Raw genomic sequence first — 23066 nt, 5'->3', positions numbered from 1 at the left:
AAGTCAATTTCACCTGATGGATTGGGGCGCGTAGAATCGTTCTTGGAAGAGTTCCAGCACATTCCAGAATCCATCACCTCGGAGAAGAAACATGGACGCAAAAACCGACGAAGGCGCGGGCAAATGCCCATTCACGGGCGGGCCCCACGGGCGCGCGAATCGTGACTGGTGGCCGGAGACGCTCGACGTTCAGGTGCTGCATCAGAACTCCAGCCTGTCCGATCCGATGGGCAAGGGCTTCGACTACGCCAAGGAATTCAAGACCCTCGATCTCGGCGCCGTGATCAAGGACCTCACGGCCCTGATGACGACGTCGCAGGAATGGTGGCCGGCTGACTTCGGTCACTACGGCGGCCTGATGATCCGCATGGCCTGGCACTCGGCGGGCACCTACCGTATCACAGACGGCCGCGGCGGCGCCGGCGCCGGTCAGCAGCGCTTCGCTCCGCTCAACAGCTGGCCCGACAACGCCAACCTCGACAAGGCGCGCCGGCTGCTCTGGCCGATCAAGCAGAAATACGGCCGCAAGATTTCCTGGGCCGATTTGATGGTCCTCGCCGGCAACGTCGCGCTGGAATCAATGGGCTTCAAGACCTTCGGCTTCGCCGGCGGCCGCGCCGACGTGTGGGAGCCGGAAGAGCTGTACTGGGGTCCGGAAGGCACCTGGCTCGGCGACGAGCGCTACAGCGGCGAGCGTCAGCTCTCCGAGCCGCTCGGCGCGGTGCAGATGGGCCTGATCTACGTCAACCCGGAAGGCCCGAACGGCAATCCGGACCCGGTTGCCGCGGCCAAGGACATCCGCGAGACGTTCTTCCGCATGGCGATGAACGACGAGGAGACCGTTGCGCTGATCGCCGGCGGCCACACCTTCGGCAAGACCCACGGCGCGGGTGATCCGTCGCTGATCGGGCCGGAACCGGAAGGTGGCGCGCTTGAGGAGCAAGGCCTCGGCTGGAAGAGCAAGTTCGGCACCGGCGTCGGCGCTGACGCGATCACCGGCGGCCCCGAGGTCACCTGGACCCAGACCCCGACCAAGTGGAGCAACCACTTCTTCGAAAACCTGTTCAAGTACGAATGGGAGCTGACGAAGAGTCCGGCGGGTGCGAAGCAGTGGAAGGCAAAGGGCGCGGACGCCGTCATTCCGGACGCGTTCGACCCGTCGAAGAAGCATGTCCCGACGATGCTGACGACCGACCTCTCGCTGCGCTACGATCCGGCCTATGAGAAGATCTCGCGCCGGTTCTATGAGCATCCGGATCAGTTCGCGGACGCCTTTGCCCGCGCCTGGTTCAAGCTCACCCACCGCGACATGGGTCCGATCGTGCGCTACCTCGGCCCGCTGGTGCCGAAGGAAACGCTGATCTGGCAGGATCCGCTCCCGGCGCTCGATCATGCCGTGATCGACGACAAGGATATCGAGGCGCTCAAGGCGAAGATAACAGCCTCGGGTCTGTCGGTGTCCGAACTGGTGTCGACCGCCTGGGCCTCGGCCTCCACGTTCCGCGGCTCCGACAAGCGCGGCGGTGCCAACGGCGCGCGCATCCGTCTCGCTCCGCAGAAGGACTGGGATGTCAACGAGCCGGCGCAGCTCAAAACCGTGCTGGGCAAGCTCGAAGCCATCCAGAAGGAGTTCGGCAAGAAGGTCTCGCTAGCCGATCTGATCGTGCTCGGCGGCGCCGCTGCGATCGAGAAGGCGGCGAAGGACGGCGGCACCAATGTGAAGGTCCCCTTCACGCCGGGCCGCACCGATGCGACGCAGGATCAGACCGACGTCGAATCGTTCGCTCCGCTCGAGCCGCGGGCTGACGGCTTCCGCAACTACATCAGCGGCAAGCGTCAGTTCATGTTGCCCGAAGAGGCGTTGGTCGATCGTGCACACCTCATGCGGCTGACCGGACCGGAATTGACGGTTCTGATCGGCGGCCTGCGCGTCCTCGGCGCCAACGCCAAGAAGTCGAAGCACGGCGTCTTCACCGGCAAGCCGGGGACGCTGACCAACGACTTCTTCCTCAACCTGCTCGACATGGGCACGGTGTGGAGCGATGCCGGCGAGGGCGTCTATGAAGGCCGCGACCGCAAGACCAAGGCGGTGAAGTGGACCGGCACCCGCGCCGACCTGATCTTCGGCTCGCACTCGCAGCTGCGCGCGTTCGCCGAGGTCTACGGCTCGTCGGATGCCAAGGAGCAGTTCGTGAAGGACTTCGTCGCGGCCTGGGCCAAGGTGATGAACGCCGATCGCTTCGAGCTTGCCAAGTAAATTGGCCAAGTAAACTGGTCGAGTAAGCAGCCGGCAACGGCAATCAGGGCAGGGCGGCGCTTCGGCGCCGCCCTGTCTCATTTCAGGGACGATGAGGAAGGATTTTCAGCGGTTTGCCTATCCTACTCAGTCGTGCAGCTTCATATCGCGAAGCATCGCTGCGATCTCCGCCTGGGTCGGAGCCGCGAGCGGGACCTGCGGTCCGCTGCTCGTCGCATAGGGGACGTCGCACTGTGAGGCCCCGCGCGAGGGCTCGAAGATCGCGGTCAGGCTTGCCCAGCAGACCAGCAGCGCCACGATCCAGTCCAGTACATTGGATGCAATCATTGCAGCACCAGTATCAGCATTGTCATGCCCTGATGCTGCAGCCGCCGCGGACATTGCGCAATTCGGAAGGTGCGAAACGTAACTTCGGCGTTGCCGAGACAAGCGCCGACGCCGCGATGCTATTCGGTCCGCGCCCGGCGCCCTTCGATCGGATAGGCGGGATCGTTGAACCCGGGCGTCGAGGGATGGCCGGTGACGACGAGGCGATCGATCAGCGCCTCGTCCTCGGCGGTGAAGCGATAATCGAGCGCGCGGATGTAATCGTCCCATTGCGCTTCGGTGCGCGGGCCCGCGATCACGGCGCTGACGAACGAGGAGTTGAGCACCCAGGACACCGCGAACTGCCCGGCGGTGATGCCGCGGCTCTCGGCGTGGCGCTTGATCTCTTGCGCGAGCTGCAGCGATTCCGGCCGCCACTCGGTCTGCATCATGCGCTTGTCGTTGCGACCGGCACGGGTGTCCGCGGGCGGCGCCGCATCGGGCGCGTATTTGCCGGTCAGCACGCCGCGCGCCAGCGGGCTGTAGGGCACGATGCCGAGGCCGTAATAGGCGCAAGCCGGAAAGTGCTCGACCTCCGGCATCCGGTTCATCGCGTTGTAATAGGGCTGGCTCGCGACCGGGCGGTCGATGCCGAGCCGGTCGCAGATGTTGCAGATCTCGGCGACGCGCCAGGCGCGGTAGTTGGAGATGCCGAAATAGCGCACCTTGCCGGCGCGGATCAGGTCGCCCATGGCGCGCACCGTCTCGTCGAGCGGCGTCGTGTGGTCTTCCTTGTGCAGGTAGTAGATGTCGATGTAGTCGGTGCCGAGCCGCTTCAGGCTCTCGTCGGCGGCCTGGAACACCCAGCGCCGCGACAGTCCGCCATGGTTGGGGTCGTCGCCGATTGGGTTGGCGAGTTTTGTCGCCAGCACCCAGTTCGACCTTCTGTTCGAGATCGCGCGGCCCACGACCTCCTCGGATTTGCCGCCATTATAGGCGTCGGCGCTGTCGATGAAGTTGATGCCGGCCTCGCGCGCCTTCGCCACGATCCGCGACGAGGTCGCCTCATCGGTCGGTCCGCCGAACATCATGGTGCCCAGGCAGATCGGCGAAACCTTCAGGCCGCTGCGGCCAAGCTGGCGATATTGCATCGATCGTTCCTCCGGAATGACGCGTCAGCTCTCGTTCTTCAGAATCTTGAACACGCCGTTGGCCATCGCGATGCAGCGCTTGTCGACCGTCACCTCGGCCGTGATGAAGATCAGGCTGCGGGTCGAGCGCACCACGCGCGGGCGCGTCGTCAGGATCTCGCCGATCTTGCCGGCCTCGACGAAATGGGTGTCGAGCTGCACCGTCGCAAGCGTCGGCTTGCCCGAGACGAAACGCGCGGCCATGCCGCAGGCGCGGTCGGCGAAGGTCATGATGACGCCGCCCTGCACCAGGCCGCGGCGGTTGTGGTGCTTGTCCTCGGTGATCAATGCGAGCTCGAGCGCGCCGTCTTTCAGCCGTTCCCACAACGGGCCGATCAGCGTCAGGAAGCCCGTGGTGTCGGCGACCTTCCAGCCGTCGGATTTGAGCTTGTCCGCGACCTTGGCCGTCATGAGGTGAGGATCCGTTGCTTGCAAATGGTTGATCGCAGGAGGCATGCCGTTCAGGTCATTTCATCAAACGCTGTTGTGTTGTAGTCAAGATCAATGGCCCGCACATTTGACGATGCCACCCGGCGGAATATCGCAGAGCTCTGCTCGGCGTTCGCGCGCCTCGCGCCAGTCGATGCCGCACCGACGCTGAAGCGCGCGGCGGTCGCGATCGCGCTGACTGAGAGCGATGATGGCAGCGGCGCGGCCTTCCTCTTGACCCGCCGCAGCGCGCGCCTGCGCGCCCACAGCGCGCAATGGGCGCTGCCCGGCGGGCGCTGCGATGCCGGCGAGACGCAGGCCGAGGCTGCGCTGCGCGAATTGCACGAGGAACTCGGCATGGCGCTGTCCGAACGCGACGTGCTCGGCATGCTGGACGATTATCCGACCCGGTCCGGCTATCTGGTCACGCCGGTCGTGGTCTGGGCCGGCGCCAACGCGGCGATCGTGCCGAACCCGGACGAGGTCGCCTCCGTCCACCGCATCGGCCTCGATGCGATCGAGCCGGACGACGTGTTCACCTTCGTCACGATCCCGGAGAGTTCGCGGCGCGTGATCCGCTTCCGACTCGGCGGCCAGCATATCCATGCGCCGACCGCGGCGCTGATCTATCAATTCCGCGAGGTGCTGGCCGGCCGCAACACTCGCGTCGCCGATCTCGAGCAGCCGGTGTTCGCATGGAAGTGAGTGGAGGAAGCTATCTGTGGTGCCGCTTGTGGCGGCGCGGCTTCGTTACTTTCGGTGGTGCGGCAGGATGCGCCGCGACCGCGGGTTCCGGATTGGGCGCCCGCGACACGTTGTCGTAACAGGTGAGACGTGAACGGGTATCCGGAAACGATCCGCAATCCGGACGTTCGGCGCGCGCCGGCGCCATCAGCGTCAGCGCGCCTGCGGCGGCGAGCCAGAGTGCCTTCCTCATCGCGATCTCCACTGCTTTCCTCGGAGAACACCGCATTATGGCGAATATTCTGCGCCTGATCGCGGCATCCGGTCGCCGATATCAGGAGACAATTCCGGGCTGACTTCACGGCCGTGCTTGCTACAAGGAGGCGATGCGCCCGCAATTGATTCGCTTCTCGTCAGGATTTGTCGCGCTCGCGCTGGTCGCAAGCGCGCCGTCTGTGTTGGCCGGCGAGGCCGATGCGTTGCCGCCTTCCATCACCAATGCGATGGCGCAGGCCTCGCCGCAGGCGATCATGGACTATCGCCGCAAGCTGCAGGAATACCAGGAGGCGCGCGCTGCCTTCGAGCAGGATGCGACCGCCTACTGGAATGCGATCGCCGACAAGCGGCGCGGCCGCAATGCCAAGCGCCGCGACCGCGTGCAGATCTCGCTGGACGATTACGTGCTGCAGCAGCCGCCGGTCTATGAGGGCCCGAAGCGGCCGGTCAATCCGGCTCCGGAAGAGGAGGAGGGCGGCAAGCGTCCGCCCAAGACTATACCGGTGGTCTCGGATTTGGTCAGGGCGGCTGCCGAGCAATTCCAGTTCACACCGCAGCGGCCGACCAAAGAGGTCGAGTTCAAGCGCGCCTATGCCCGCTACGCCCGCGCGGCAGGGCTGACGCCGGAGCAGGCGGTGCGGGTCTATTCGTTCGAGACCGGCGGCACCGGCAATTACGACGTGCAGGCGGGTATCGAGCATGGCGGCAAGCGCGCCATTTCCACCGCGATGGGCTACAACCAGCTGCTAACCACCAACACCGTGGAGCTATTGGCCGAGCAGGGTCATGAATTCGTGCGGGACCTCTCCGAGCGGGTGGCGGCGACGCAGGGGCCGGCGCGCAAGGCCATGGAGCACAAGCTCGCGGTGCTGAAGAAGATGGTCGCGTTCAGTCGCACCGTGCCCGACGACTGGTCGGCACATCAACGGCTCGCCGACACGCCGCAGGGCTGGGCCTGTCACGCCATGGTGCTCGACATCGATGTCGGCCCGATGCTGCAGACCCACAAGCTGCTGACCTCGGTGATCTTCGCCCGCAACAAGGGCTACACACGGCCGCTGACCGCAGCCGAGCTCGAGATGATGAACCTGACCGGCGACGGCACCGGGCTCGACATGGTGACCATGCCGCAGGCGATGCGCGAGCAGGTGCCGACCTCGAACTTCTTCCAGCGCTCCGGCTACGAGCGCAACCCGGTCGCGATCCGCCACAACACCGTGGCCCGGCTGCTCGCCGTCACCAACGAGCGGATGGACTTCAACAGCAACAAGCCTGGCGCCCGGGAATTGGCCGCGGCGTTCTGAGGGCTGCCGAAAAACGCTAGAGCTTCGGTTCTGACTGAATCAGAACCGAAGCTCTAGACTCTTGTTTTGACGCGTTTTCTTCACGCGAACCGGTGTCCACTTCGCTCGAAAACGCTCTAGTTCGAGCCGAACATGAACTTGCCGTCGCCCTCGAGATAGGGCCCGGAGCGCATGTAGAGCTGGCCGTTGTGGCCGATGAAGAACAGCGTCCCCTTCGGCACCTTCTTGGCGCCCTTCAGCAGCGTGCCGGCATTGCTGGTGCCTATCTTGTAGGACCAGGTCTTGCCGTCCTTGTCATAGGCGTAGCCCATGTCGGGCTTCAGCTCCCACGGCGCAGCCTCCTGCGCGAAGGAGCAGGTCGTCAGCGCGGCAAACGCCGCAGTCGCAACAAAGGTCTTGGTCAGAAAATGCGTCATGATCCACCTCCGGCCGAGAAAAACGGCGTCGTCCCCACGTTTCTGAACAAATCACGAACGCCATTCGTGCGTCAATACGACAATCGGCGCGACTGCTTACGCCAGTCAGCGACTTTGTGATTTCCCGCATCGAGCTTGACGACTATCTTCGCGTTACCGTTTACAAACGCCTCGATTGCCAGAAACACGACCTTGGGGATGGATCAGGATGAACCACGTCATGAAGATCGGTATCGGTGTCGCGCTGTCGTTCATGACGCTGGCGTCAGCCGCGCAGGCCGACGAATTCAAGCTCTCCAACAACCAGCGCATCTCCTGCAGCCGCGGCCTGTCCGCCGGCAAGCTCAACACCGCGACCTGCAAGTCCTACGCCTATCTGTTCAACGCCAAGACCTCGGAATACTTCCGATGCCAGGTTTCGCTGGCGCTGACGCGGGACAACAAGGAGGTCATCAACGTCCAGGCCGACGGCGGCTGCACCAGGAAGCCGCGGATCTTCGAGACCGACGGCAATTACACCTTCGACGCCACCGAGACCGAGCCGCCGAACACCAACTCGTTCTTCGGTCCGGGCGGCTATGCGATCTGGGCGAGCGACGCCAACACCCAGAAGATCCGCGGCTGCATCACCATCTCGTCCGGCCTCGGCTCCGACATCTCGAAATGCCTCGACATGACGTTTCAGTGACGGCGGTGCGGGCGGCCTGATGCGCAAGCTGCGTCCAGCCTCGCTCTGCCGCTCCTGGCTGTTTCTCGAAGGCGCCAATGAGGCGGTCCTGCAGCGGGCAGCCGCCAGCGGCGCCGACGTGTTGATCCATGAGCTCGAGGATTTCACCCCGCCGCCGCTGCGCCCGAAGGCGCGGGCACTGGCGGCCGAGCTCTACGCGGCCTGGCGCGACCAAGGCGTCGTGGTCGCGGTCCGCGTCAATCCGCTCGACCAGGACGGCATGGATGACCTGGCCGCGGTGATGCGGGGACGTCCCGATATCGTCGCGCTGCCGAAGGTCGCCGAGCCGCACCATGTCGTCAGGCTTGACGAGGCAGTGACGCGGTTCGAGCGCGACTATGGCATTGCCGAGGGGTCGACGTCCCTGCTGCCGAATATCGAGTTCGCGCGCGATCTGGTGCAGACCGGCGCGATCGCGGTGGCGAGCCGGCGCATCGTCGGTTGCCTGATGGCCTCCGAAGATCTCGCCGCCGATCTTGGTGCCGAACGGGGCAGTGATGGCCTGGAGCTTGCCTATGCGCGGCAGCGCTTCATCGTGGAATGTCGCGCGGCTGGCGTCGTCGCGGTCGATTGTCCCTACACCTGGAGCGACGCTGAAGGCGTCGCGCGCGACACGGTGTGGGCGCGACGGCTGGGCTACACCGCCAAGAGCCTGGTCGATCCTGCGCACGCGGCCATCGTCAACGGCGTCCTCACGCCGAGCGAGGACGAACTGCGGCAGGCGGGCAGGATCGTCGCGGCGTTCGAGGCGGCGCGGACACAGGGCCTTGGGCGCGTCGAACTCGATGGCTCGCTGCTCGAGGTCCCGACCTATTCGAACGCAAAGCGCCTGATCGCGCGCGGCGAGGCGCTGCGCGCGATCGATCGCGACGCTCAAGCCTGACCAGAGGCCACGCCTCAGGATACGACCGGCTCTTTCTCCGAGAAGTGCATGCGTGAGCGCGCGAACTTCTTGACGCCCATCGGCTTGCCGAAGAGGTAACCCTGGACCTGATCGAAATCCATCTCATGCGCGGCGAGGAAATCCGCGCGCGTCTCGACGCCTTGGGCTACGACCTGCGCGCCGCTATCGTGCGCGAGCTCCACGACCCGCCGGCATACCGTCTGCTTCAGGCGCTGATCCGCGCAGCCGGTGACGAATTGATGGTCGACCTTGAGCTGAACGAACGGGAAGTTCGGCAGTCCGAGCAAGGACGGCCAGTTGGCGCCGACATTGTCGATCGAGATGCCGATATTGTGCAGCCGCACGCGCCTCGCGACATCGATCGCCAGGTCGAGATTGTCGACCACCTCGGTGCTGTCGATCTCGATCAGCAGGCCGGCGAATGCAGCATGATCCGGCATCCGATAGCAGAGCTCGCGCACCGCATCGTCGTCGGCGAGAAACGAGATCGGCAGGTTGATCGAAAGATCGACCGGCCCAATCTGCTCGAGGAGATAGCGCCAGTCCTCGATCGCGCGCGCGATCACGAATTCGGACAGCGCATGAAAATGCGGATCGCTCTCATCGGGGATGAAGTAGGCCGGCGGCACGACGCCCCAGGCAGGATGGCGCATCCGGATCAGCGCTTCGGCGCCGCTCGGAACCAGAGTGCGGAGATGAATTTTCTGCTGATACCACAGCTCGAGCCAGCCGGCCTTCAGCGCTTCGGGGACATCCACCGCGGGGCTCGGCGCGGGTTCGAGCGGCAGCAGCGACGCAAGACTGTCACGCAGGGTTCCCGCGCTGAACGGCGTCGACAGTGCCGGCAGCATGACGATGCCGTATTCATCGCCGATCTGCCGGACCGCCTTGACGATGATCGAGTCCGGCTGGCCGATGACGAGCACCTTGCCGCCGTAGTCCTTTCTCACCAAAGTCTCGAGAATTTTACTGACTTCGATGCCGTCAACGGACACGCCGAGCACCAGAAGATCGGGCCGTTCCGCGTCCAGGACGGTTTCGAGTTCCAAAGCCTGGCTGCACTCACTGGTGATGAAGCCGAGGTCTTCCAGCGCCTCCGCGAGGAAGGTCCGAAGGTGTTTTTTGCTGTCCGCAATGCATGCGCGTGGGGTCAGCTTGCGATGTCCGAACCATCCGGCTCGCGCGTGTCCGATGTGACTGATGTGGTTCATGCCCCGCCTTATCCGTAATTACCCCGGCCTGACTCGTACATCCAAGAGCGGCGGCAATCATGGAAATTTCTGGCTCATACATTGATTGCGCCGCTAACCTTAAAGGATTCAATTCGAATCAAATGACGCGGGAATCGCCGCGTCTCACCGCTGTCTCGCGCGCAACAAATGCGTCATCTGACGTTCACGAGCGCGATCGCGCCGGCTTTTGACGTCGGCAGAAACATTGCGCGCGTGTTTCATCGAGAGACGGTGTTAAGGACTGTGGTGTGGCTTCGATGCAGATGTGAATCTGCGTCATTGTCGGACATCAGATCGCGTCAGGCGGCGTGATGCGTTGATTCGCTGCCGAGCGCCGACGGCGAATCGGATCATCGGTTCTGCGGTGCCAATGCAGTTGTGCGTGACGTCGTCGTTGCCGTGCGCAATGTCTCCGGCATCAACGCGCAGTAGCCGATCAGCCCGGCACAAGCGACGGCTGCAAGGAACAGAAATGCGGCGCTGTAACCGGCATGGACGATGATGAATCCGGCGACCGCCGTGCTCAGCGCGCCGCCGAGGCCGGTTGCGGTGGCGATCGCGCCCTGGCTGATGTTGAAATGCCCGGTACCGTGCGTGAGATCGGCAATCACGAGCGGGAACAGCGCGCCGAAGATGCCGGCGCCGACGCCGTCGAGCAATTGCACCGACACCAGCCAGTATGGGTTGTCCGACAACGGATAGAGCGCGCCGCGAACAGCCAGCACCGCGAGCGCCGTCGCGAAGATCGGCTTGCGGCCCCAGACGTCGGCCTTGCGTCCGACCAGCATCGCAACCGGCACCATCACCATCTGTGCCGCGATGATGCAGACCGACATCAGCGATGTGCCGAGGTTGCGGTTGACCAATGCGAGCTTCTGTCCGACCAGCGGCAGCATCGCCGCGTTGGCAAAGTGAAAAATCACGGTGGAGACCGCGAAGATCAAAAGCGGCTCGCAGGTCAGCAGCACGCGAAAGCCGGACGGCTGGTCATGCGCCGCGCCTTGCCCCTCAGCGACATCGTCGAGCCCGCGCGCGACCTGATGATCGATGGCGGCGGCCGGGATCGACAGCGTTGCGGCGATGCTGGCGAGCGCCATCGCCGCCAGCAGCCAGAACACGACGATCGGGCCGAACCAGAAGGCGGTGCCGCCGGCGATCGCCGCGGCCATCGCATTGCCGGCGTGATTGAACGCCTCGTTGCGGCCGGTCCGCGCCGCGAATGCCTTGGGTCCGACAATGCCGAGCGTCACCGCGGCGATCGCCGGCGCGAACACCGAGCCGGCGGCGGCCGCGAGCGCCTGGGTCGCGGCGTCCAATTCGAACCGGTCGAGCAGCGGCAGCAGCAGGCACGTGGCGGTCACGGCAATCGCAGCCGCGATCATCAGGGCGCGTTTGGCGCGGCTGCGGTCGATCAGGGCGCCGGCCGGGGTCTGGGCGACGATCCCGGCAATCGCCGCGATCGACATCACTGACCCGATCGAGGCCTCGTCCCATTTCCGTTCGGTCAGCAGGTAGATCGCCAGATAAGGGCCGAGCCCGTCCCGCACGTCGGCAAGGAAGAAGTTCAACGCATCAAGCGCTCGCGTGGCGGTCGTCCGGGACGGCTGCAAGTCATACCTCGCGGCGGGAATGCGCATCTCAACCCGCTCGCATGCGCAGAGTTTCCCGTCGTGGCGAGCGGTGCTGCCATACGGGATCCCTGTTTGGATGGGTTGACCCAGTGGGGGTGTGCGGCCAATTTCCGGCTGAGCCTAAGGGGAGAATAGGGCCAGCGTAATCCGGGGAGACCGGCCCCCGGATTTCGCTGGCGCTTCATCCGGGCTACGGGCCTTATTCGGGCGACAAGAACAACAAGGGAGAACAAACGATGGATCGGCTCAAGGGCAAGGTTGCGATGGTGGTCGGCGCGGGCTCGATCGGGCCCGGCTGGGGCAATGGCAAGGCGACCGCCGTGACCTTTGCGCGCGAGGGCGCCAGCGTGTTCTGCGTCGATCGCAACGGCGCCGCGGCCGAGGAGACGGTCAAGATCATCACCGAGGCGGGCGGCAAGGCTGTCGCATTCACCGCCGATGTCTCGCGCGCCGCCGAGGTCGAGGCGATGGTCGCGGCCTGCCTGAAGGCCTATGGCCGCATCGACGTGCTCGACAACAATGTCGGCATCGCCGAGGTCGGCAGCGTGGTCGAGGTGGCGGAAGCCGATTGGGACCGCGTGTTCGCGGTCAACCTCAAGAGCGCCTATCTGTCGATGAAGCACGTCATTCCCGTGATGATCAAGAAGGGCGGCGGCTCGATCATCAACATCTCTTCGATCGCCTCGATCCGCCATGTCGGCATTTCCTATGTCAGCTACAATGCGAGCAAGGCGGCGATGAATCAGATGACGCGCTCGACCGCGGTCGAGTTCGCCTCCAAGCATGTCCGCGTCAACGCGATCCTGCCCGGGCTGATGAAGACGCCGATGGTCGCGCATTCGGCGGGGCTGGCGCAGAGCTACGCCAAGGGCGATGTCGAGGCGATGTGGCGCGCCCGCGACGCACAGGTGCCGATGGGGCACATGGGCGACGCCTGGGACGTCGCCAATGCCGCGCTGTTCCTGGCGTCGGACGAATCGAAATATGTCACCGGCATCGAGCTCGTGGTCGATGGCGGCATCACCTCCAAGTCGGGCGCGTGAAATCGGGCACGTGAAGGAGGTTACTGCGCCAGCGCCAGGATGCCGCCGGCGAACGAATGCCAGGCGGCCGAGGTGCTGATCGGCCAGTTCAACAGCTTCACCGCTACCAGCGCCAGCCCGCCATAGATATAGACTGGGTGTGGACGGCCGCGGGTGCGCCAGTCGAACACGATCGCGACGACCAGCAGCAGATAGGCGACGAACGCCGGTGCGATCGTGACCGGGACCGGCGGTGGCCCCGGCGGGCCTGATGGTGCGAGGAAGGTCAGGAACCAGCGGGCAACCGCAGCGTCGAGGATCGAAATGGCCGCGAGCAGCATCAGCCGCTTGTGTGCTTCACGGTCGCGGACATAGATGATCGCGAGCGCGAAGACGACCGCAAAGAACACGATGCCGCTGAACGGAACGATCGAGAAGGCGATGCCTTCGTTGATCTGCCCGATCGCGGCCGAGCGCTTCATGACGCTGATCGAAGCCATCAGGCCCAGCATCGTCATGGCGGTCGCAAGCGACACGCCGATCATGCCAACCCGGCGGTGCCGCACGATCCGCCCCGAAGCCGCAAGCCAGCTCTGGAATACGAAATAGAGCGTCCAGGCGAAGAACAGCAGGCCATGCAAATGCACGACAGGGGGCGCGGCCAGCGAACCCCGCGCCATCGGCACCCAGTAGGTCGGGGCAAAACCGAGCAGGGCAACCGCCATGCACGACAACGCCATATAGAAATAGAAGGACTGCGCTTCGACTTTCACCGAGGCGCCGCGCGAGTTGCGATCAATGAGGATTGTCATGATGTTGGGTCTGACAAATCCGGCGATGGTTCAACCGGGCCCGGCTGCGAACGATCTTGTGAAGACGGCGGGCCGTCACGCTTCAGCGCTGAGTTCGGCGCGGTCGAGCTCTTCTTCGACCAGATGGAAGGCGTCGTCACCGATCGCCTCGGTGTGGCGCAAATTGAGCAAGGCCTGACGCGCTGCTGCGATGGCACGGCGGCGCAGCGGATCGGCCGGCAGCTCGCCTGAGGCGATGCCGCCGTCCGGCTCGGTCTCGGCGCGCAGCAGCACGGCGCGGTATTCGAGCCGGAGGATCTCGGCCTCCTCGGAGGGGTCCGCATCGATTTGGTCCAGCGCGGCGCGAAAGGCGACGCTGCGGGCGTGCGCGGCCTCACGTCCGACCGGATCGTCGTCATCGAATTTCAGCGCCAGGATGAGCGGCCGCAATGTCAGGCCCTGGATCACCAGCGAGCCCAGCACCACGGCAAACGCCGTCAACAGAATCAGGTCGCGATACGGAAAATACTCGGGCAGCGCAAAGGCGGCCGCCAGCGTGACGATGCCGCGCATGCCGCACCAGGATACGACGACCGTACGCCGCAGCGACGGCACCGCCGCCACCACGTAGCGCGGAAGCAGGTCGCGCGCCTTCAGGGCACGCAGGAAGGCGCCATAGGACATCACCCAGGCGATGCGGACCACGACCACGACCGCGAGAATCGCGGCGGCAAAGCTGCAATATTTCCACCGCACCTCGTCGTCGAGCTCCGACCAGATCGGACGCAGCTGCATGCCGATCAGCATGAAGGCGAGCACGTTGAGCACGAACACGACGGTTTCCCACACCGTATAGGACGACACGCGCAACCGCGCCGATGTACGGGCCGGCGCGGTGCGGGCGATCGTGATCGCATAGGCGATGATGGTGAGGATGCCCGACAGCCCGAGATGCTCGGCGACGATCCACACCATGAAGGTGCCGCCGAACTGGGTGATGATCGCGCTCGGCGCCTCGGTGATGCGGCGGGTGATCATCATCCAGACCTGCGCGAACAGATAGCCCGCGGCGAGGCTGCCGACCAACGCGACCGCAAGCGACGGCACGAATTCGCGCACCTTCATGTGTTCGGCCGCGATCAGGCCGACGGCGACGCGATAGATCAGCAGGGAACTGGCGTCGTTGAGCAGGCTCTCGCCCTCGAGGATCTTCTGGATCCGGTAGGGCAATTTGACCTGGCGCAGGATCGCGGTGGCCGCGGCCGCGTCGGGCGGGGCGACGATGGCGCCGAGCGCGATCGCGACCGGCCAGGGCATGTCGGGAAGCAGCCAGCGCGCCACCACCGCGACCGCCACCGTCGTGATGCCAACCGCGACCAGCACCAGCGTCGAGACCGGCAGCCAGTTGTTGCGGAGATCGCGCAGCGAGGTGTCGAACGCGGCATCGAGCAGCACTGGTGCTAGGAACAGCGCCAGCGCCAGTTTCGGTTCCAGCGCCCAGGACGGGCCGGACGGCACGAAAGCCAGCAGTACGCCGCCGATCGCGAGGAAGGTCGGGTAGGGCACCTTGATCTTGCGTGCCAGCGCCGACAACGCAACGGCCGCGAGCAACAGGCCGATGATCCATTCGAATGTGAGCAAGGCGAACCCCCAGTGCAGCCGATCGTGGCAATTGACGTATAATCCAGCGTGTGGTTTTGCGGCAAATGGCGCGCTGCCGGAAGTCGGGGACCGGTGGTTGGACGCGGGAGAGGGGTGTTTTGTTGGCGATTGGGATGCGACGCAATTCTGCAAATCTGGCCTTGAATCTGGCTTTGGCTCTGATCTGTGCTTGCTTGTCAGGCGCGCTTACATCGGGCGTTGCGCGTGCGACGAGCAGCGAGCCCGGCAAGGATGTGCAGGCCGATGCCGGACCCTGCATTGCGGCGGCTGCGGCGGCGGATGACGACAAGACCATCGATGTCTGCGGCGCGCTGATCGACAATGAGAAGGCGGCGAAGCCCGATCGCATCAAGGCGCTCGTGGCGCGCGCGAGCGCCTATGACCGCAGGCAGATGATCGATCGCGCGATCGCCGATTACGACAGCGTGCTCAGGCTGGATCCGGCGCTGGCCGACGCCCATAATGCGCGCGGCGAGCTGTGGCGCCGCAAGGGCGACCGGCCGAAGGCGATCATGGATTTTGGCGCCGCCGTCAAGCTCGACCCCGATCACGCCGCCGCCAAGGCCAACTACAAATCGCTGTCGCTGGAGCTGGAGCGGATCGGCGCCATGATGGCGGTCGCCGGCAAGCCGAGCTTCGATTGCCGCAAGGCACGCCGCGCGGTGGAGAAGGCGATCTGCGCCGATCCCAAGCTCGCCGATCTCGATCGCGAGATCGGTGCGTCGACCTTTCGCGCGGTGCGCGAGTCGAAAGACCCGCGGCAGGCGCGCGAACTGCAGCGCGAGCAGGATCAGTTCATCGCCCGCCGTAATGCCGAATTCGGCAAGCCGGGCTATGATTTGCAAAAGGCGATGCGCGAGCGGCTGCAGCGGATCAACGGGGTCGACGGCTACTAGCCACACCCGGCCGAAGGTCGCGGTCATTTCGGCTTGAAACCCGGCCGCTTCCCGTGACAATGGTCGGCAAATGACGCGCGGCCGCGCGAGGGAGAAACGCGATGAACAGCCAGCAGATGAGCCGGTATCATGAGGTGTATGCCCGCTCGCTTCGGGACCCCGAGGGCTTTTGGGCGGAGGCGGCGCGCGAGATCGACTGGATCGAGCCGGCGAAGAAGATCTTCGATCCCTCGATGGGCGCCTATGGACGCTGGTTTACCGGCGCCGTGGTCAACACCTGCTACAACGCGCTGGATCGCCACGTCGCCGGCGGCCGCGCCAGCCAGGTCGCGCTGATCCACGATTCTCCGCTCACCAACACGATCAGCAAATTCACCTATTCCGAGTTGCTTGAGGAAGTGCAGACGCTCGCCGCGATCATGCAGGATTTCGGCGTGGCCAAGGGCGATCGCGTCATCCTCTATATGCCGATGGTGCCGGAGGCCGTCGTCGCGATGCTGGCCTGCGCGCGGATCGGCGCGGTGCACAGCGTCGTGTTCGGCGGCTTCGCGGCCAAGGAGCTGGCGACCCGCATCGACGACGCCAAGCCGAAGCTGATCTTCTCGGCGAGCTGCGGGCTCGAGCCTGGGCGCATCGTGCAATACAAGCCGCTGCTCGACGAGGCGATCCGGCTCGCCGGCACCAAGCCCGAGACCTGCATCATCCTGCAGCGGCCGCAGCAGGGTTGCGAGCTCACCGCGGGCCGCGACCACGACTGGGCGACGCTGCGCCGCGCCGCGTTCGATGCCGGTAAGGTCGCGCCCTGCGTGCCGGTGCTGGCCACCGATCCGCTCTATATCCTCTACACCTCGGGCACGACCGGAATTCCGAAGGGCGTGGTGCGCGACAATGGCGGGCATCTCGTTGCGCTGAAATGGTCGATGTATAATCTCTACGGCGTCAAGCCCGGCGAGATCTGGTGGTGCGGCTCCGACATCGGCTGGGTGGTCGGCCACTCCTACATCGTCTACGGCCCGCTGATCCATGGCGCGACCTCGATCATGTATGAGGGCAAGCCGGTAGGCACGCCCGACGCCGGTGCGTTCTGGCGCGTGATCAGCGAGCACAAGGCGGTCGCCTTTTTCACCGCGCCGACCGCGTTCCGCGCGATCAAGAAGGAAGACCCGGAGGGCAGGCTGCTCAAGAGCTACGACCTCTCGAGCTTCCGCACCCTGTTCCTCGCCGGCGAGCGCGCCGATCCGCCGACGGTCGAGTGGGCGGAGCAGCAGCTCAAGGTGCCTGTGATCGACCACTGGTGGCAGACCGAGACCGGTTGGTGCATCGCGGGTAATCCCGTGGGGCTGGGCATGCTGCCGGTCAAGCACGGCTCGCCGACGGTGCCGATGCCGGGCTATCAGGTCGACATCGTCGACGAGGCGGCGAAGCCGGTGGCGGCGGGCACGATGGGCTCGATCGTGATCAAGCTGCCGATGCCGCCGGCCTGCCTGCCGACGCTGTGGCAGCAGGATGATCGCTTCAGGGACGCCTACCTCACCGAATTTCCCGGCTACTACAAGACCTCGGATGCCGGCTACAAGGATGCGGACGGCTATGTCTGGGTGATGGGCCGCACCGACGACATCATCAATGTCGCCGGCCACCGGCTATCCACCGGCGGCATGGAGGAGATCCTGGCCTCGCATCCCGATGTCGCCGAATGCGCCGTGCTCGGCGTCAAGGATGCGATCAAGGGCGAGGTGCCCTGCGGCTTCCTGGTGCTGAAGGCCGGCGTGACCAAGCAGCCCGCCGACGTCGAGAAGGAGGTCGTGGCGCTGGTGCGCGAGAAGCTCGGGCCGGTCGCCGCATTCAAGCTCGCGATCACAGTGGCGCGGCTGCCGAAGACCCGCTCCGGCAAGATCCTGCGCGGCACCATCAAGAAGATCGCCGACGGCGAACCCTGGACCATGCCGGCGACGATCGAGGACCCCAAGGTGCTCGACGAAATCGGCGAGGCGCTGAAGGGCAAGGCGTAGGTCCTTCGGGGCGAGAGCAAGTTGCGCAGCATCCGAGAGACCACGCCGTGTGGCCACCCCTCTCCCTAACCCTCCCCCGCAAGGGGGGAGGGAACCCTTCCGCCGGTGCGTCCCTCACATTTGGGCAGCGTATTGCTACGTAAGGTGAGCACGCTCGTCAGGCTCCCTCCCCCACGCAACCGGGGTCTACCCCGGTTGCGCACCACTGATTTGCGCAAGTCGGGCAGGCCCGACTTGCGACGGGGGAGGGTTGGGGAGAGGGGTAAGCCGCGGGCGAGATGATTGATGGATCCATCGCCGGTCGTCTCGATCGCGTCTCGCCGAAACGCACCCAGAAGCAAAACGGCCTTGATTTTGATGGATTGCCGGGTCATCCCGGCTTTCCAACGCCATACCCCACGAGATACGGACCACCGGATGCGATCCATTTCCGCACGCGCGCCCCTTGCATTGCTGCTCGCACTGCCGCTGCTGGCAGGCTGCCTCGAGCGCGGCCGATCGCCGATTGCGGAGAGCATGGGCGACGACGACCAGTACTGCCAGGCCAACGGCAAGGTTGCGGTCGGTTCGCCCGAATATGTCGCCTGCCGCAAGGACCGCGACGTGCAGCGACAGAACGCCGAAGCCCGCACCGATCGGAGGCAGCGTGATCTCGGCGAATACATGATGAACAATCCGGACCGGCACTAGGCGCGTGATGACGGCCCGGCCGGCGGGGTATGCGCGGACTGGATGAGACCTGATCTTGTGCATGTGGAAGGCGAGCTCGCGTTGGAACGTGACAGGATCGGAGAGCTCGACGGGCTGCGCGCGATCGCGCTGCTGACCGTCGTCATCTGGCACTATTTCGGGACGCCGGACGGTCCGCAGCGCTGGCCGTGGGAACTGCTGCATGTCGGCCGCTTCGGCGTCGACCTCTTCTTCATTCTGTCCGGCTATCTCATCACGGATATTCTGCTGCGGCACCGCGCGGCCAAACGATACTATTCGGCCTTCTACGGCAGGCGTGCGTTCCGCATCTGGCCGCTCTACTATTTGATGTGCGCCAGCGCAGCGATCGGCTGGTATTTTTCGCTAAGCCCTCATTTGTTTGACACCAGGGGCGTGCCTGGCTGGCTGTATCTGTTCGGCTTGCAGAATTTCGGAATGGCCAAGGCACAGACCGATGGCGCTTACTGGCTGGCCGTAACCTGGTCGCTTGCGATTGAGGAGCAGTTTTATCTGCTGTTTCCGTTGCTGGTCCGGAACTTCCCGTCCGAGCGGCTGTTCGCGATCTTGCTCGTCCCGATCCTGATTTGCCCGATCGGGCGCTGATCGACAGCGCGCTGCCGGATGCCTATGGCTGGTACGTGCTCCCGCAATTCAGGATCGATTCGCTTGCGATCGGCGCGCTGATCGCCTGGTGGCGCCTCTATCGCAAGCCGGATGCCGAGATCTCCGGACGCGTCACCGCGATCCTCAAATGGTCGAGCGTTTCGCTTCCCCTGCTGTGGCTGTTCGGGTGGAAGCGCTGGTCGGTGGCGTTCTCGCACACGCAGGTCGAGATCTTCTTCGGTTCTCTGCTGTTCGTCGTTCTGGAAAATCGCGGCTCTGCAAAACTCGCGATCCTGCGCAGCTCGGTCGCGAACTTCTTTGCCAGAACGTCCTACGCGGCGTACCTCACCCACCACGTCATCGTGTACCTGCTGTTCGCCGTGCTCCATCAACCCAGGACAGTCACGAGCCTCGCCGGCATCCTGCTGACCTTCGCCGCGCTTGCCCTGACGTTTGGGCTGTGTGCGCTGAGCTATCGATATTTCGAACGTCCACTGCTCGACTTTGCCCACCGGCGTTTCTCGTTCGGGTGAGCGAAGCCGGCGCGTGCGGGATCAGGGCAATTGATGCCCGCATACAAAAACGCGGCCGGTTGTCCCGCCGCGTTTCGTATTCCGGTCTTCGAGTTGCGCGGTCCGCGCTTACTGTTCGTCGTCGTCGGCCTTCTTGCCGCCGATCGTTTTCAGCTTGGCGAACACGGCATCGACGTTGAGGTCGTCGTGCTTCTCGATCGGCTGATCGTCCAGTTCGTCCTTGCGCGTGGTCTCGGAGGCCGGCAGCAGCGTGGCGCCGCCATAGACGGTCGTGGTCGGCTTTTCCTTGGCGGCGCGCTGCACCTCGAAATCGAGCTCGATCTGCGAGCACAGGCCGAGCGTCACCGGGTCCATCGGGGTCAGGGTCGAGGCGTTCCAGTGCGTGCGGTCGCGCACGCTGGCGATCGTGGTCTTGGTGGTGCCGACCAGACGCATGATCTGGGCGTCCTTCAGCTCGGGGTGGTTGCGCACCAGCCAGAGGATCGCGCTCGGCCGCTCATGGCGGCGCGACACCGGGGTATAGCGCGGGCCCTTCTTCTTGGCGGCGGAGGGCAGCACCACCTTGCTCTCCTGCAGCTTGAGACGATAGTTCTGGTCCCTCTCGCCGCGCTCGATCTCCTCGCGGGTCAGCTGGCCATTGGAAATCGGGTCCATGCCCTTGATGCCCTGGGCGGCGTCGCCGTCGGCGATGGCGCGGACCTCCAGGGGGTGCATTTTGGTGAAATCGGCCACCTGATCGAACGTGAGGGCGGTATTGTCGACCAACCACACGGCAGTCGCCTTCGGCATCAGCGGTGCGTTGCTCATGGCAAATCTCCTTTGTGCTTCGCCCACCTCTGTCGAGGCGAAGCTGGTAGTCATCGGTGATGACGGGAATTATGGCGCCTATATAAGCCCTCAGGGGGGAATGGCGCAATGGGCCAGCAAAATCGCCTTGACAGAGCCCGAAAGCAGTCCCAAGTCCTTATCCTAACTGGCCGTTCCCCGCCCGCCGGCGAGGGGTGATTCGGTCCCGAGATTGCCCCGAGACAGCCCGATGTCAGCGAAAAAACCCGACCTTAGAATCGTGCTTTGTTCCCCCCGCGGCTTTTGCGCAGGGGTGGTCCGCGCCATCGACACGGTCGAGCGTGCCCTCACCATTTATGGTGCCCCGGTTTATGTCCGGCACGAGATCGTCCATAACAAGTATGTGGTGGACAGCCTGAAGACCAAAGGCGCCATTTTCGTCGAGGAATTGGCCGAAATCCCTGACGATACCAACGCGCCGGTGGTGTTTTCGGCCCACGGTGTTCCGAAATCGGTTCCGGCCGAGGCGAAATCCCGCAATTTTTTCTCGCTGGATGCAACGTGTCCGCTGGTGACCAAGGTCCACCGCGAGGCGGCGATCCATTTCAAGCGCGGCCGTGAGATCCTGCTGATCGGGCATTCCCATCACCCCGAGGTGGTCGGCACGCTGGGCCAGCTTCCGGTGGGCGCCGTGACCCTGATCGAGACCGCCGAGGATGCAAAGACCTTCGTCCCGAAGGACCCCGACAACCTCGCCTTTGTGACCCAGACCACGCTGTCGATCGACGACACCGCCGAGATCGTGGCGCTGCTCAAGCAGCGCTTCCCGAACGTCAACGGTCCGCACAAGGAAGACATCTGCTACGCCACCACCAACCGCCAGCTCGCGGTGAAGAAGGTGGCGCCGGTGGTCGATGCCCTGATCGTGGTCGGCGCGCCGAACTCGTCGAACTCGCAGCGCCTGCGCGAGGTCGCCGAGCGCGAGGGCTGCCCGATTGCGGTTCTTGCCCAGCGGGCCAGCGATCTCGACTGGAGCAGGTTTGAAGGCATCACGAGCCTCGGCATCACTGCGGGCGCATCGGCGCCGGAGGTGATCGTCGAGGAGATCATGGGCGCCTTCGCCGAGCGCTACCAACTGCACGTGGAGACGGTCTCGGCCGCGGAAGAGAACGAGTTCTTCCCGCTGCCGCGTTCGCTACGGCCCGACGCTGCCGCGGCGGAATAGACCATATGGCGGTCTACACCGACGTTGCCGCCGAAGACCTCGCGGAATTCCTCAACAGCTACGACATCGGCGAATTGCTCTCCTACAAGGGCATCGCCGAGGGCGTCGAGAATTCGAACTTCCTGCTGCACACCAGCCAGGGCGCCTACATCCTCACGCTCTATGAGAAGCGCGTGGCGGAGGACGACCTGCCGTATTTCCTGTCGCTGATGGCGCATCTCGCCGAGCGCGGCGTGTCGTGCCCGCAGCCGGCGCGCAACCGCAAGGGCGAGGTCTTTAGCCGGCTCGCCGGCCGGCCCGCGGCGATCATCAACTTCCTCGAAGGCGTGTGGCCGCGCCGGCCGAACGTGACGCATTGCGGAGGCGTCGGCGAGGCGCTGGCCAAAATGCATCTCGCCGGCCGCGACTTTCCGCTGGTCCGCAACAACCCGCTATCGGTCTCCGGCTGGCGACCGCTGTTCGGTCTCGCCGCCGCGCGGGCTGACAGCGTGCAGCCAGGCTTGCACGACTTCATCGCGCGCGAGCTCGATCATCTCGAAGCCGCGTGGCCGGCCGATCTGCCGGTCGGCGTCATCCACGCCGACCTGTTTCCCGACAACGTCTTCTTCCTCGGCGACAAGCTGTCGGGCCTGATCGACTTCCCGTTCGCCTGCAACGACATCCTGGCCTACGACGTCGCGATCTGCCTCAACGCCTGGTGCTTCGAGCCGGATCATTCCTTCAACGTCACCAAGGCGCGCGCGCTACTCAATGCCTATGGCCGCGGGCGGCCATTGTCGGCGGCGGAAGAGGCCGCGCTGCCGCTGCTCGCGCGCGGCGCATCGATGCGCTTCCTGCTGACGCGCCTGGTCGACTTCCTCAACGTTCCCGAAGGCGCGTTGGTGCAGCCGAAGGATCCGCTGGAATACGTCCGCAAGCTGCGCTTCCAGCAGAACGTCGCTGCCATCAGCGACTACGGCATCACGCCGGCGGGATGCGCGGCGTGAGCGACAAGCCGCATGTGATCGTGTTCACCGATGGTGCCTGCTCCGGAAATCCCGGACCGGGCGGCTGGGGCGCGATCCTCAGATTCGGCGACGTCGAGAAGGAATTGAAGGGCGGCGAGCCGCACACCACCAACAACCGCATGGAACTGATGGCGGCGATCTCGGCGCTGGAAGCCCTGAAGAAGCCCTGCGTGGTCGACCTCACTACCGACAGCCAGTATGTCCGCCAGGGCATCACCGGCTGGATCCACGGCTGGAAGCGCAACGGCTGGCGCACCGCCGACAAGAAGCCGGTCAAGAATGTCGAGCTGTGGCAGCGCCTCGACGCCGCGCTGAAGCCGCATGAGGTGAGCTGGCACTGGATCAAGGGCCATGCCGGCCACGCTGAGAACGAGCGCGCCGACGAACTCGCGCGCGAGGGCGTGGCGATGGCGCGGCTGAAGAGTTAGGGCGCGGTCGCGCCGCTAACTGGCTGCGTAGGGT

At 64.8% G+C, this 23066-nt stretch carries 24 protein-coding genes; 14 read left to right on the top strand and 10 right to left on the bottom strand.

Annotation, left to right across the window (positions count from 1 at the left end; all coding sequences use genetic code 11):
* Positions 1-91 precede the first annotated feature (91 nt).
* On the top strand, positions 92-2257 hold the full coding sequence (gene katG, locus K359_RS0101180; RefSeq protein WP_029077685.1) for a catalase/peroxidase HPI: 2166 nt from the start codon (positions 92-94) through the stop codon (positions 2255-2257).
* A 126-nt stretch (positions 2258-2383) separates the two neighbouring features.
* On the opposite strand, the gene K359_RS0101175 is transcribed toward katG, so the two are convergent.
* The 3 genes from K359_RS0101175 to K359_RS0101165 form a co-directional block, all read right to left on the bottom strand.
* Positions 2384-2584 (bottom strand): hypothetical protein, encoded by a 201-nt coding sequence (locus tag K359_RS0101175; RefSeq protein ID WP_029077684.1) that lies wholly within the window; start codon positions 2582-2584, stop codon positions 2384-2386.
* 119 nt (positions 2585-2703) lie between these two features.
* Positions 2704-3714 carry an aldo/keto reductase gene (locus K359_RS0101170; RefSeq protein ID WP_029077683.1) on the bottom strand — a complete coding sequence of 337 codons (1011 nt, stop codon included), beginning with the start codon at positions 3712-3714 and terminating at the stop codon, positions 2704-2706.
* 24 nt (positions 3715-3738) lie between these two features.
* Positions 3739-4164, bottom strand: a complete 426-nt coding sequence (locus K359_RS0101165; protein WP_029077682.1) for a PaaI family thioesterase — start codon at positions 4162-4164, stop codon at positions 3739-3741.
* A 93-nt stretch (positions 4165-4257) separates the two neighbouring features.
* Here K359_RS0101165 and K359_RS0101160 point away from each other — a divergent pair, with 93 nt between their 5' ends.
* Positions 4258-4887 carry a CoA pyrophosphatase gene (locus K359_RS0101160; protein WP_029077681.1) on the top strand — a complete coding sequence of 210 codons (630 nt, stop codon included), beginning with the start codon at positions 4258-4260 and terminating at the stop codon, positions 4885-4887.
* A 10-nt stretch (positions 4888-4897) separates the two neighbouring features.
* On the opposite strand, the gene K359_RS50830 is transcribed toward K359_RS0101160, so the two are convergent.
* On the bottom strand, positions 4898-5119 hold the full coding sequence (locus K359_RS50830) for a hypothetical protein (RefSeq protein WP_156928301.1): 222 nt from the start codon (positions 5117-5119) through the stop codon (positions 4898-4900).
* A gap of 133 nt (positions 5120-5252) precedes the next feature.
* Between K359_RS50830 and K359_RS0101150 the strand changes: the two genes are divergently transcribed.
* Entirely contained in the window at positions 5253-6446 is a 1194-nt protein-coding gene (locus K359_RS0101150) for a hypothetical protein (protein WP_029077680.1), read from the top strand.
* A 116-nt stretch (positions 6447-6562) separates the two neighbouring features.
* Here the strand turns inward: K359_RS0101150 and K359_RS0101145 are convergent, their stop codons facing one another.
* Positions 6563-6862: a hypothetical protein gene (locus K359_RS0101145; protein WP_029077679.1), complete on the bottom strand. Its 300-nt coding sequence runs from the start codon at positions 6860-6862 to the stop codon at positions 6563-6565.
* A 208-nt stretch (positions 6863-7070) separates the two neighbouring features.
* On the opposite strand from K359_RS0101145, the gene K359_RS0101140 reads away from it, so the two are divergent.
* Positions 7071-7550, top strand: coding sequence for a hypothetical protein (locus K359_RS0101140; RefSeq protein ID WP_029077678.1), 480 nt, complete (start codon positions 7071-7073; stop codon positions 7548-7550).
* A gap of 19 nt (positions 7551-7569) precedes the next feature.
* Complete coding sequence (locus K359_RS0101135; RefSeq protein ID WP_035975793.1) at positions 7570-8472, top strand: CoA ester lyase; 903 nt, start codon at positions 7570-7572, stop codon at positions 8470-8472.
* Positions 8473-8486: 14 nt separating this feature from the next.
* Here K359_RS0101135 and K359_RS0101130 read toward each other — a convergent pair whose 3' ends face one another.
* Positions 8487-9704, bottom strand: a complete 1218-nt coding sequence (locus K359_RS0101130) for an EAL domain-containing protein (protein ID WP_029077676.1) — start codon at positions 9702-9704, stop codon at positions 8487-8489.
* Between the two features lie 371 nt (positions 9705-10075).
* Positions 10076-11362, bottom strand: a complete 1287-nt coding sequence (locus K359_RS50825; protein ID WP_051345933.1) for an MFS transporter — start codon at positions 11360-11362, stop codon at positions 10076-10078.
* A 230-nt stretch (positions 11363-11592) separates the two neighbouring features.
* On the opposite strand from K359_RS50825, the gene K359_RS0101120 reads away from it, so the two are divergent.
* Positions 11593-12399 (top strand): SDR family NAD(P)-dependent oxidoreductase, encoded by an 807-nt coding sequence (locus K359_RS0101120; protein WP_029077675.1) that lies wholly within the window; start codon positions 11593-11595, stop codon positions 12397-12399.
* Between the two features lie 20 nt (positions 12400-12419).
* On the opposite strand, the gene K359_RS0101115 is transcribed toward K359_RS0101120, so the two are convergent.
* Both K359_RS0101115 and K359_RS0101110 read right to left on the bottom strand, forming a co-directional pair.
* A complete protein-coding gene (locus K359_RS0101115) occupies positions 12420-13190 on the bottom strand; it encodes a hypothetical protein (RefSeq protein WP_029077674.1) in 771 nt (256 codons plus the stop codon).
* A 75-nt stretch (positions 13191-13265) separates the two neighbouring features.
* On the bottom strand, positions 13266-14810 hold the full coding sequence (locus tag K359_RS0101110) for a sodium:proton antiporter (RefSeq protein WP_029077673.1): 1545 nt from the start codon (positions 14808-14810) through the stop codon (positions 13266-13268).
* 134 nt (positions 14811-14944) lie between these two features.
* On the opposite strand from K359_RS0101110, the gene K359_RS0101105 reads away from it, so the two are divergent.
* The 5 genes from K359_RS0101105 to K359_RS0101085 all read left to right on the top strand — a co-directional run bounded on the left by K359_RS0101105 (position 14945) and on the right by K359_RS0101085 (position 19586).
* Entirely contained in the window at positions 14945-15727 is a 783-nt protein-coding gene (locus tag K359_RS0101105; protein ID WP_035975791.1) for a hypothetical protein, read from the top strand.
* Between the two features lie 101 nt (positions 15728-15828).
* The gene (locus K359_RS0101100) at positions 15829-17739 is read left to right on the top strand and encodes a propionyl-CoA synthetase (RefSeq protein WP_029077671.1); all 1911 of its coding nucleotides are present in this window, start codon (positions 15829-15831) and stop codon (positions 17737-17739) included.
* Between the two features lie 417 nt (positions 17740-18156).
* On the top strand, positions 18157-18429 hold the full coding sequence (locus K359_RS0101095) for a hypothetical protein (RefSeq protein ID WP_029878796.1): 273 nt from the start codon (positions 18157-18159) through the stop codon (positions 18427-18429).
* Positions 18430-18471: 42 nt separating this feature from the next.
* On the top strand, positions 18472-19053 hold the full coding sequence (locus K359_RS50820) for an acyltransferase (RefSeq protein WP_084518228.1): 582 nt from the start codon (positions 18472-18474) through the stop codon (positions 19051-19053).
* Positions 19035-19586 (top strand): acyltransferase, encoded by a 552-nt coding sequence (locus tag K359_RS0101085; RefSeq protein ID WP_029077670.1) that lies wholly within the window; start codon positions 19035-19037, stop codon positions 19584-19586. Before K359_RS50820 ends, K359_RS0101085 begins: the two co-directional genes overlap by 19 nt.
* A gap of 108 nt (positions 19587-19694) precedes the next feature.
* On the opposite strand, the gene K359_RS0101080 is transcribed toward K359_RS0101085, so the two are convergent.
* Positions 19695-20393, bottom strand: a complete 699-nt coding sequence (locus K359_RS0101080; RefSeq protein ID WP_029077669.1) for a DUF1013 domain-containing protein — start codon at positions 20391-20393, stop codon at positions 19695-19697.
* A gap of 229 nt (positions 20394-20622) precedes the next feature.
* Here K359_RS0101080 and ispH point away from each other — a divergent pair, with 229 nt between their 5' ends.
* From ispH to rnhA, 3 genes are read left to right on the top strand one after another with little or no spacing between them, the layout of a single operon-like run.
* Positions 20623-21597 (top strand): 4-hydroxy-3-methylbut-2-enyl diphosphate reductase, encoded by a 975-nt coding sequence (gene ispH, locus K359_RS0101075; protein ID WP_029077668.1) that lies wholly within the window; start codon positions 20623-20625, stop codon positions 21595-21597.
* 5 nt (positions 21598-21602) lie between these two features.
* Positions 21603-22583, top strand: a complete 981-nt coding sequence (locus K359_RS0101070) for a homoserine kinase (protein ID WP_029077667.1) — start codon at positions 21603-21605, stop codon at positions 22581-22583.
* On the top strand, positions 22571-23032 hold the full coding sequence (rnhA, locus tag K359_RS0101065) for a ribonuclease HI (RefSeq protein WP_035975789.1): 462 nt from the start codon (positions 22571-22573) through the stop codon (positions 23030-23032). Before K359_RS0101070 ends, rnhA begins: the two co-directional genes overlap by 13 nt.
* Positions 23033-23066: the final 34 nt, after the last annotated feature.

This window comes from Bradyrhizobium sp. th-b2, assembly GCF_000426785.1.
GTDB lineage: Bacteria > Pseudomonadota > Alphaproteobacteria > Rhizobiales > Xanthobacteraceae > Bradyrhizobium > Bradyrhizobium septentrionale.
Note: the sequence above shows the minus strand (reverse complement) of the source record. Positions and strands in the feature narration are given on the sequence as shown.

Excerpts from the sequence above, each read along its gene's own strand:
- katG (WP_029077685.1), top strand. The coding sequence starts at position 92 with ATGGACGCAAAAACCGACGAAGGCGCGGGCAAATGCCCATTCACGGGC.
- K359_RS0101170 (WP_029077683.1), bottom strand. The coding sequence starts at position 3,714 with ATGCAATATCGCCAGCTTGGCCGCAGCGGCCTGAAGGTTTCGCCGATC.
- K359_RS50825 (WP_051345933.1), bottom strand. The coding sequence starts at position 11,362 with ATGCGCATTCCCGCCGCGAGGTATGACTTGCAGCCGTCCCGGACGACC.
- K359_RS0101160 (WP_029077681.1), top strand. The coding sequence starts at position 4,258 with ATGGCCCGCACATTTGACGATGCCACCCGGCGGAATATCGCAGAGCTC.
- K359_RS0101150 (WP_029077680.1), top strand. The coding sequence starts at position 5,253 with ATGCGCCCGCAATTGATTCGCTTCTCGTCAGGATTTGTCGCGCTCGCG.
- K359_RS0101120 (WP_029077675.1), top strand. The coding sequence starts at position 11,593 with ATGGATCGGCTCAAGGGCAAGGTTGCGATGGTGGTCGGCGCGGGCTCG.
- K359_RS50820 (WP_084518228.1), top strand. The coding sequence starts at position 18,472 with ATGAGACCTGATCTTGTGCATGTGGAAGGCGAGCTCGCGTTGGAACGT.
- rnhA (WP_035975789.1), top strand. The coding sequence starts at position 22,571 with ATGCGCGGCGTGAGCGACAAGCCGCATGTGATCGTGTTCACCGATGGT.
- K359_RS0101130 (WP_029077676.1), bottom strand. The coding sequence starts at position 9,704 with ATGAACCACATCAGTCACATCGGACACGCGCGAGCCGGATGGTTCGGA.
- K359_RS50830 (WP_156928301.1), bottom strand. The coding sequence starts at position 5,119 with ATGAGGAAGGCACTCTGGCTCGCCGCCGCAGGCGCGCTGACGCTGATG.
- K359_RS0101135 (WP_035975793.1), top strand. The coding sequence starts at position 7,570 with ATGCGCAAGCTGCGTCCAGCCTCGCTCTGCCGCTCCTGGCTGTTTCTC.
- K359_RS0101175 (WP_029077684.1), bottom strand. The coding sequence starts at position 2,584 with ATGATTGCATCCAATGTACTGGACTGGATCGTGGCGCTGCTGGTCTGC.
- K359_RS0101115 (WP_029077674.1), bottom strand. The coding sequence starts at position 13,190 with ATGACAATCCTCATTGATCGCAACTCGCGCGGCGCCTCGGTGAAAGTC.
- K359_RS0101095 (WP_029878796.1), top strand. The coding sequence starts at position 18,157 with ATGCGATCCATTTCCGCACGCGCGCCCCTTGCATTGCTGCTCGCACTG.
- K359_RS0101070 (WP_029077667.1), top strand. The coding sequence starts at position 21,603 with ATGGCGGTCTACACCGACGTTGCCGCCGAAGACCTCGCGGAATTCCTC.
- K359_RS0101140 (WP_029077678.1), top strand. The coding sequence starts at position 7,071 with ATGAACCACGTCATGAAGATCGGTATCGGTGTCGCGCTGTCGTTCATG.
- K359_RS0101100 (WP_029077671.1), top strand. The coding sequence starts at position 15,829 with ATGAACAGCCAGCAGATGAGCCGGTATCATGAGGTGTATGCCCGCTCG.
- K359_RS0101165 (WP_029077682.1), bottom strand. The coding sequence starts at position 4,164 with ATGACGGCCAAGGTCGCGGACAAGCTCAAATCCGACGGCTGGAAGGTC.
- K359_RS0101145 (WP_029077679.1), bottom strand. The coding sequence starts at position 6,862 with ATGACGCATTTTCTGACCAAGACCTTTGTTGCGACTGCGGCGTTTGCC.
- K359_RS0101105 (WP_035975791.1), top strand. The coding sequence starts at position 14,945 with ATGCGACGCAATTCTGCAAATCTGGCCTTGAATCTGGCTTTGGCTCTG.
- ispH (WP_029077668.1), top strand. The coding sequence starts at position 20,623 with ATGTCAGCGAAAAAACCCGACCTTAGAATCGTGCTTTGTTCCCCCCGC.
- K359_RS0101080 (WP_029077669.1), bottom strand. The coding sequence starts at position 20,393 with ATGAGCAACGCACCGCTGATGCCGAAGGCGACTGCCGTGTGGTTGGTC.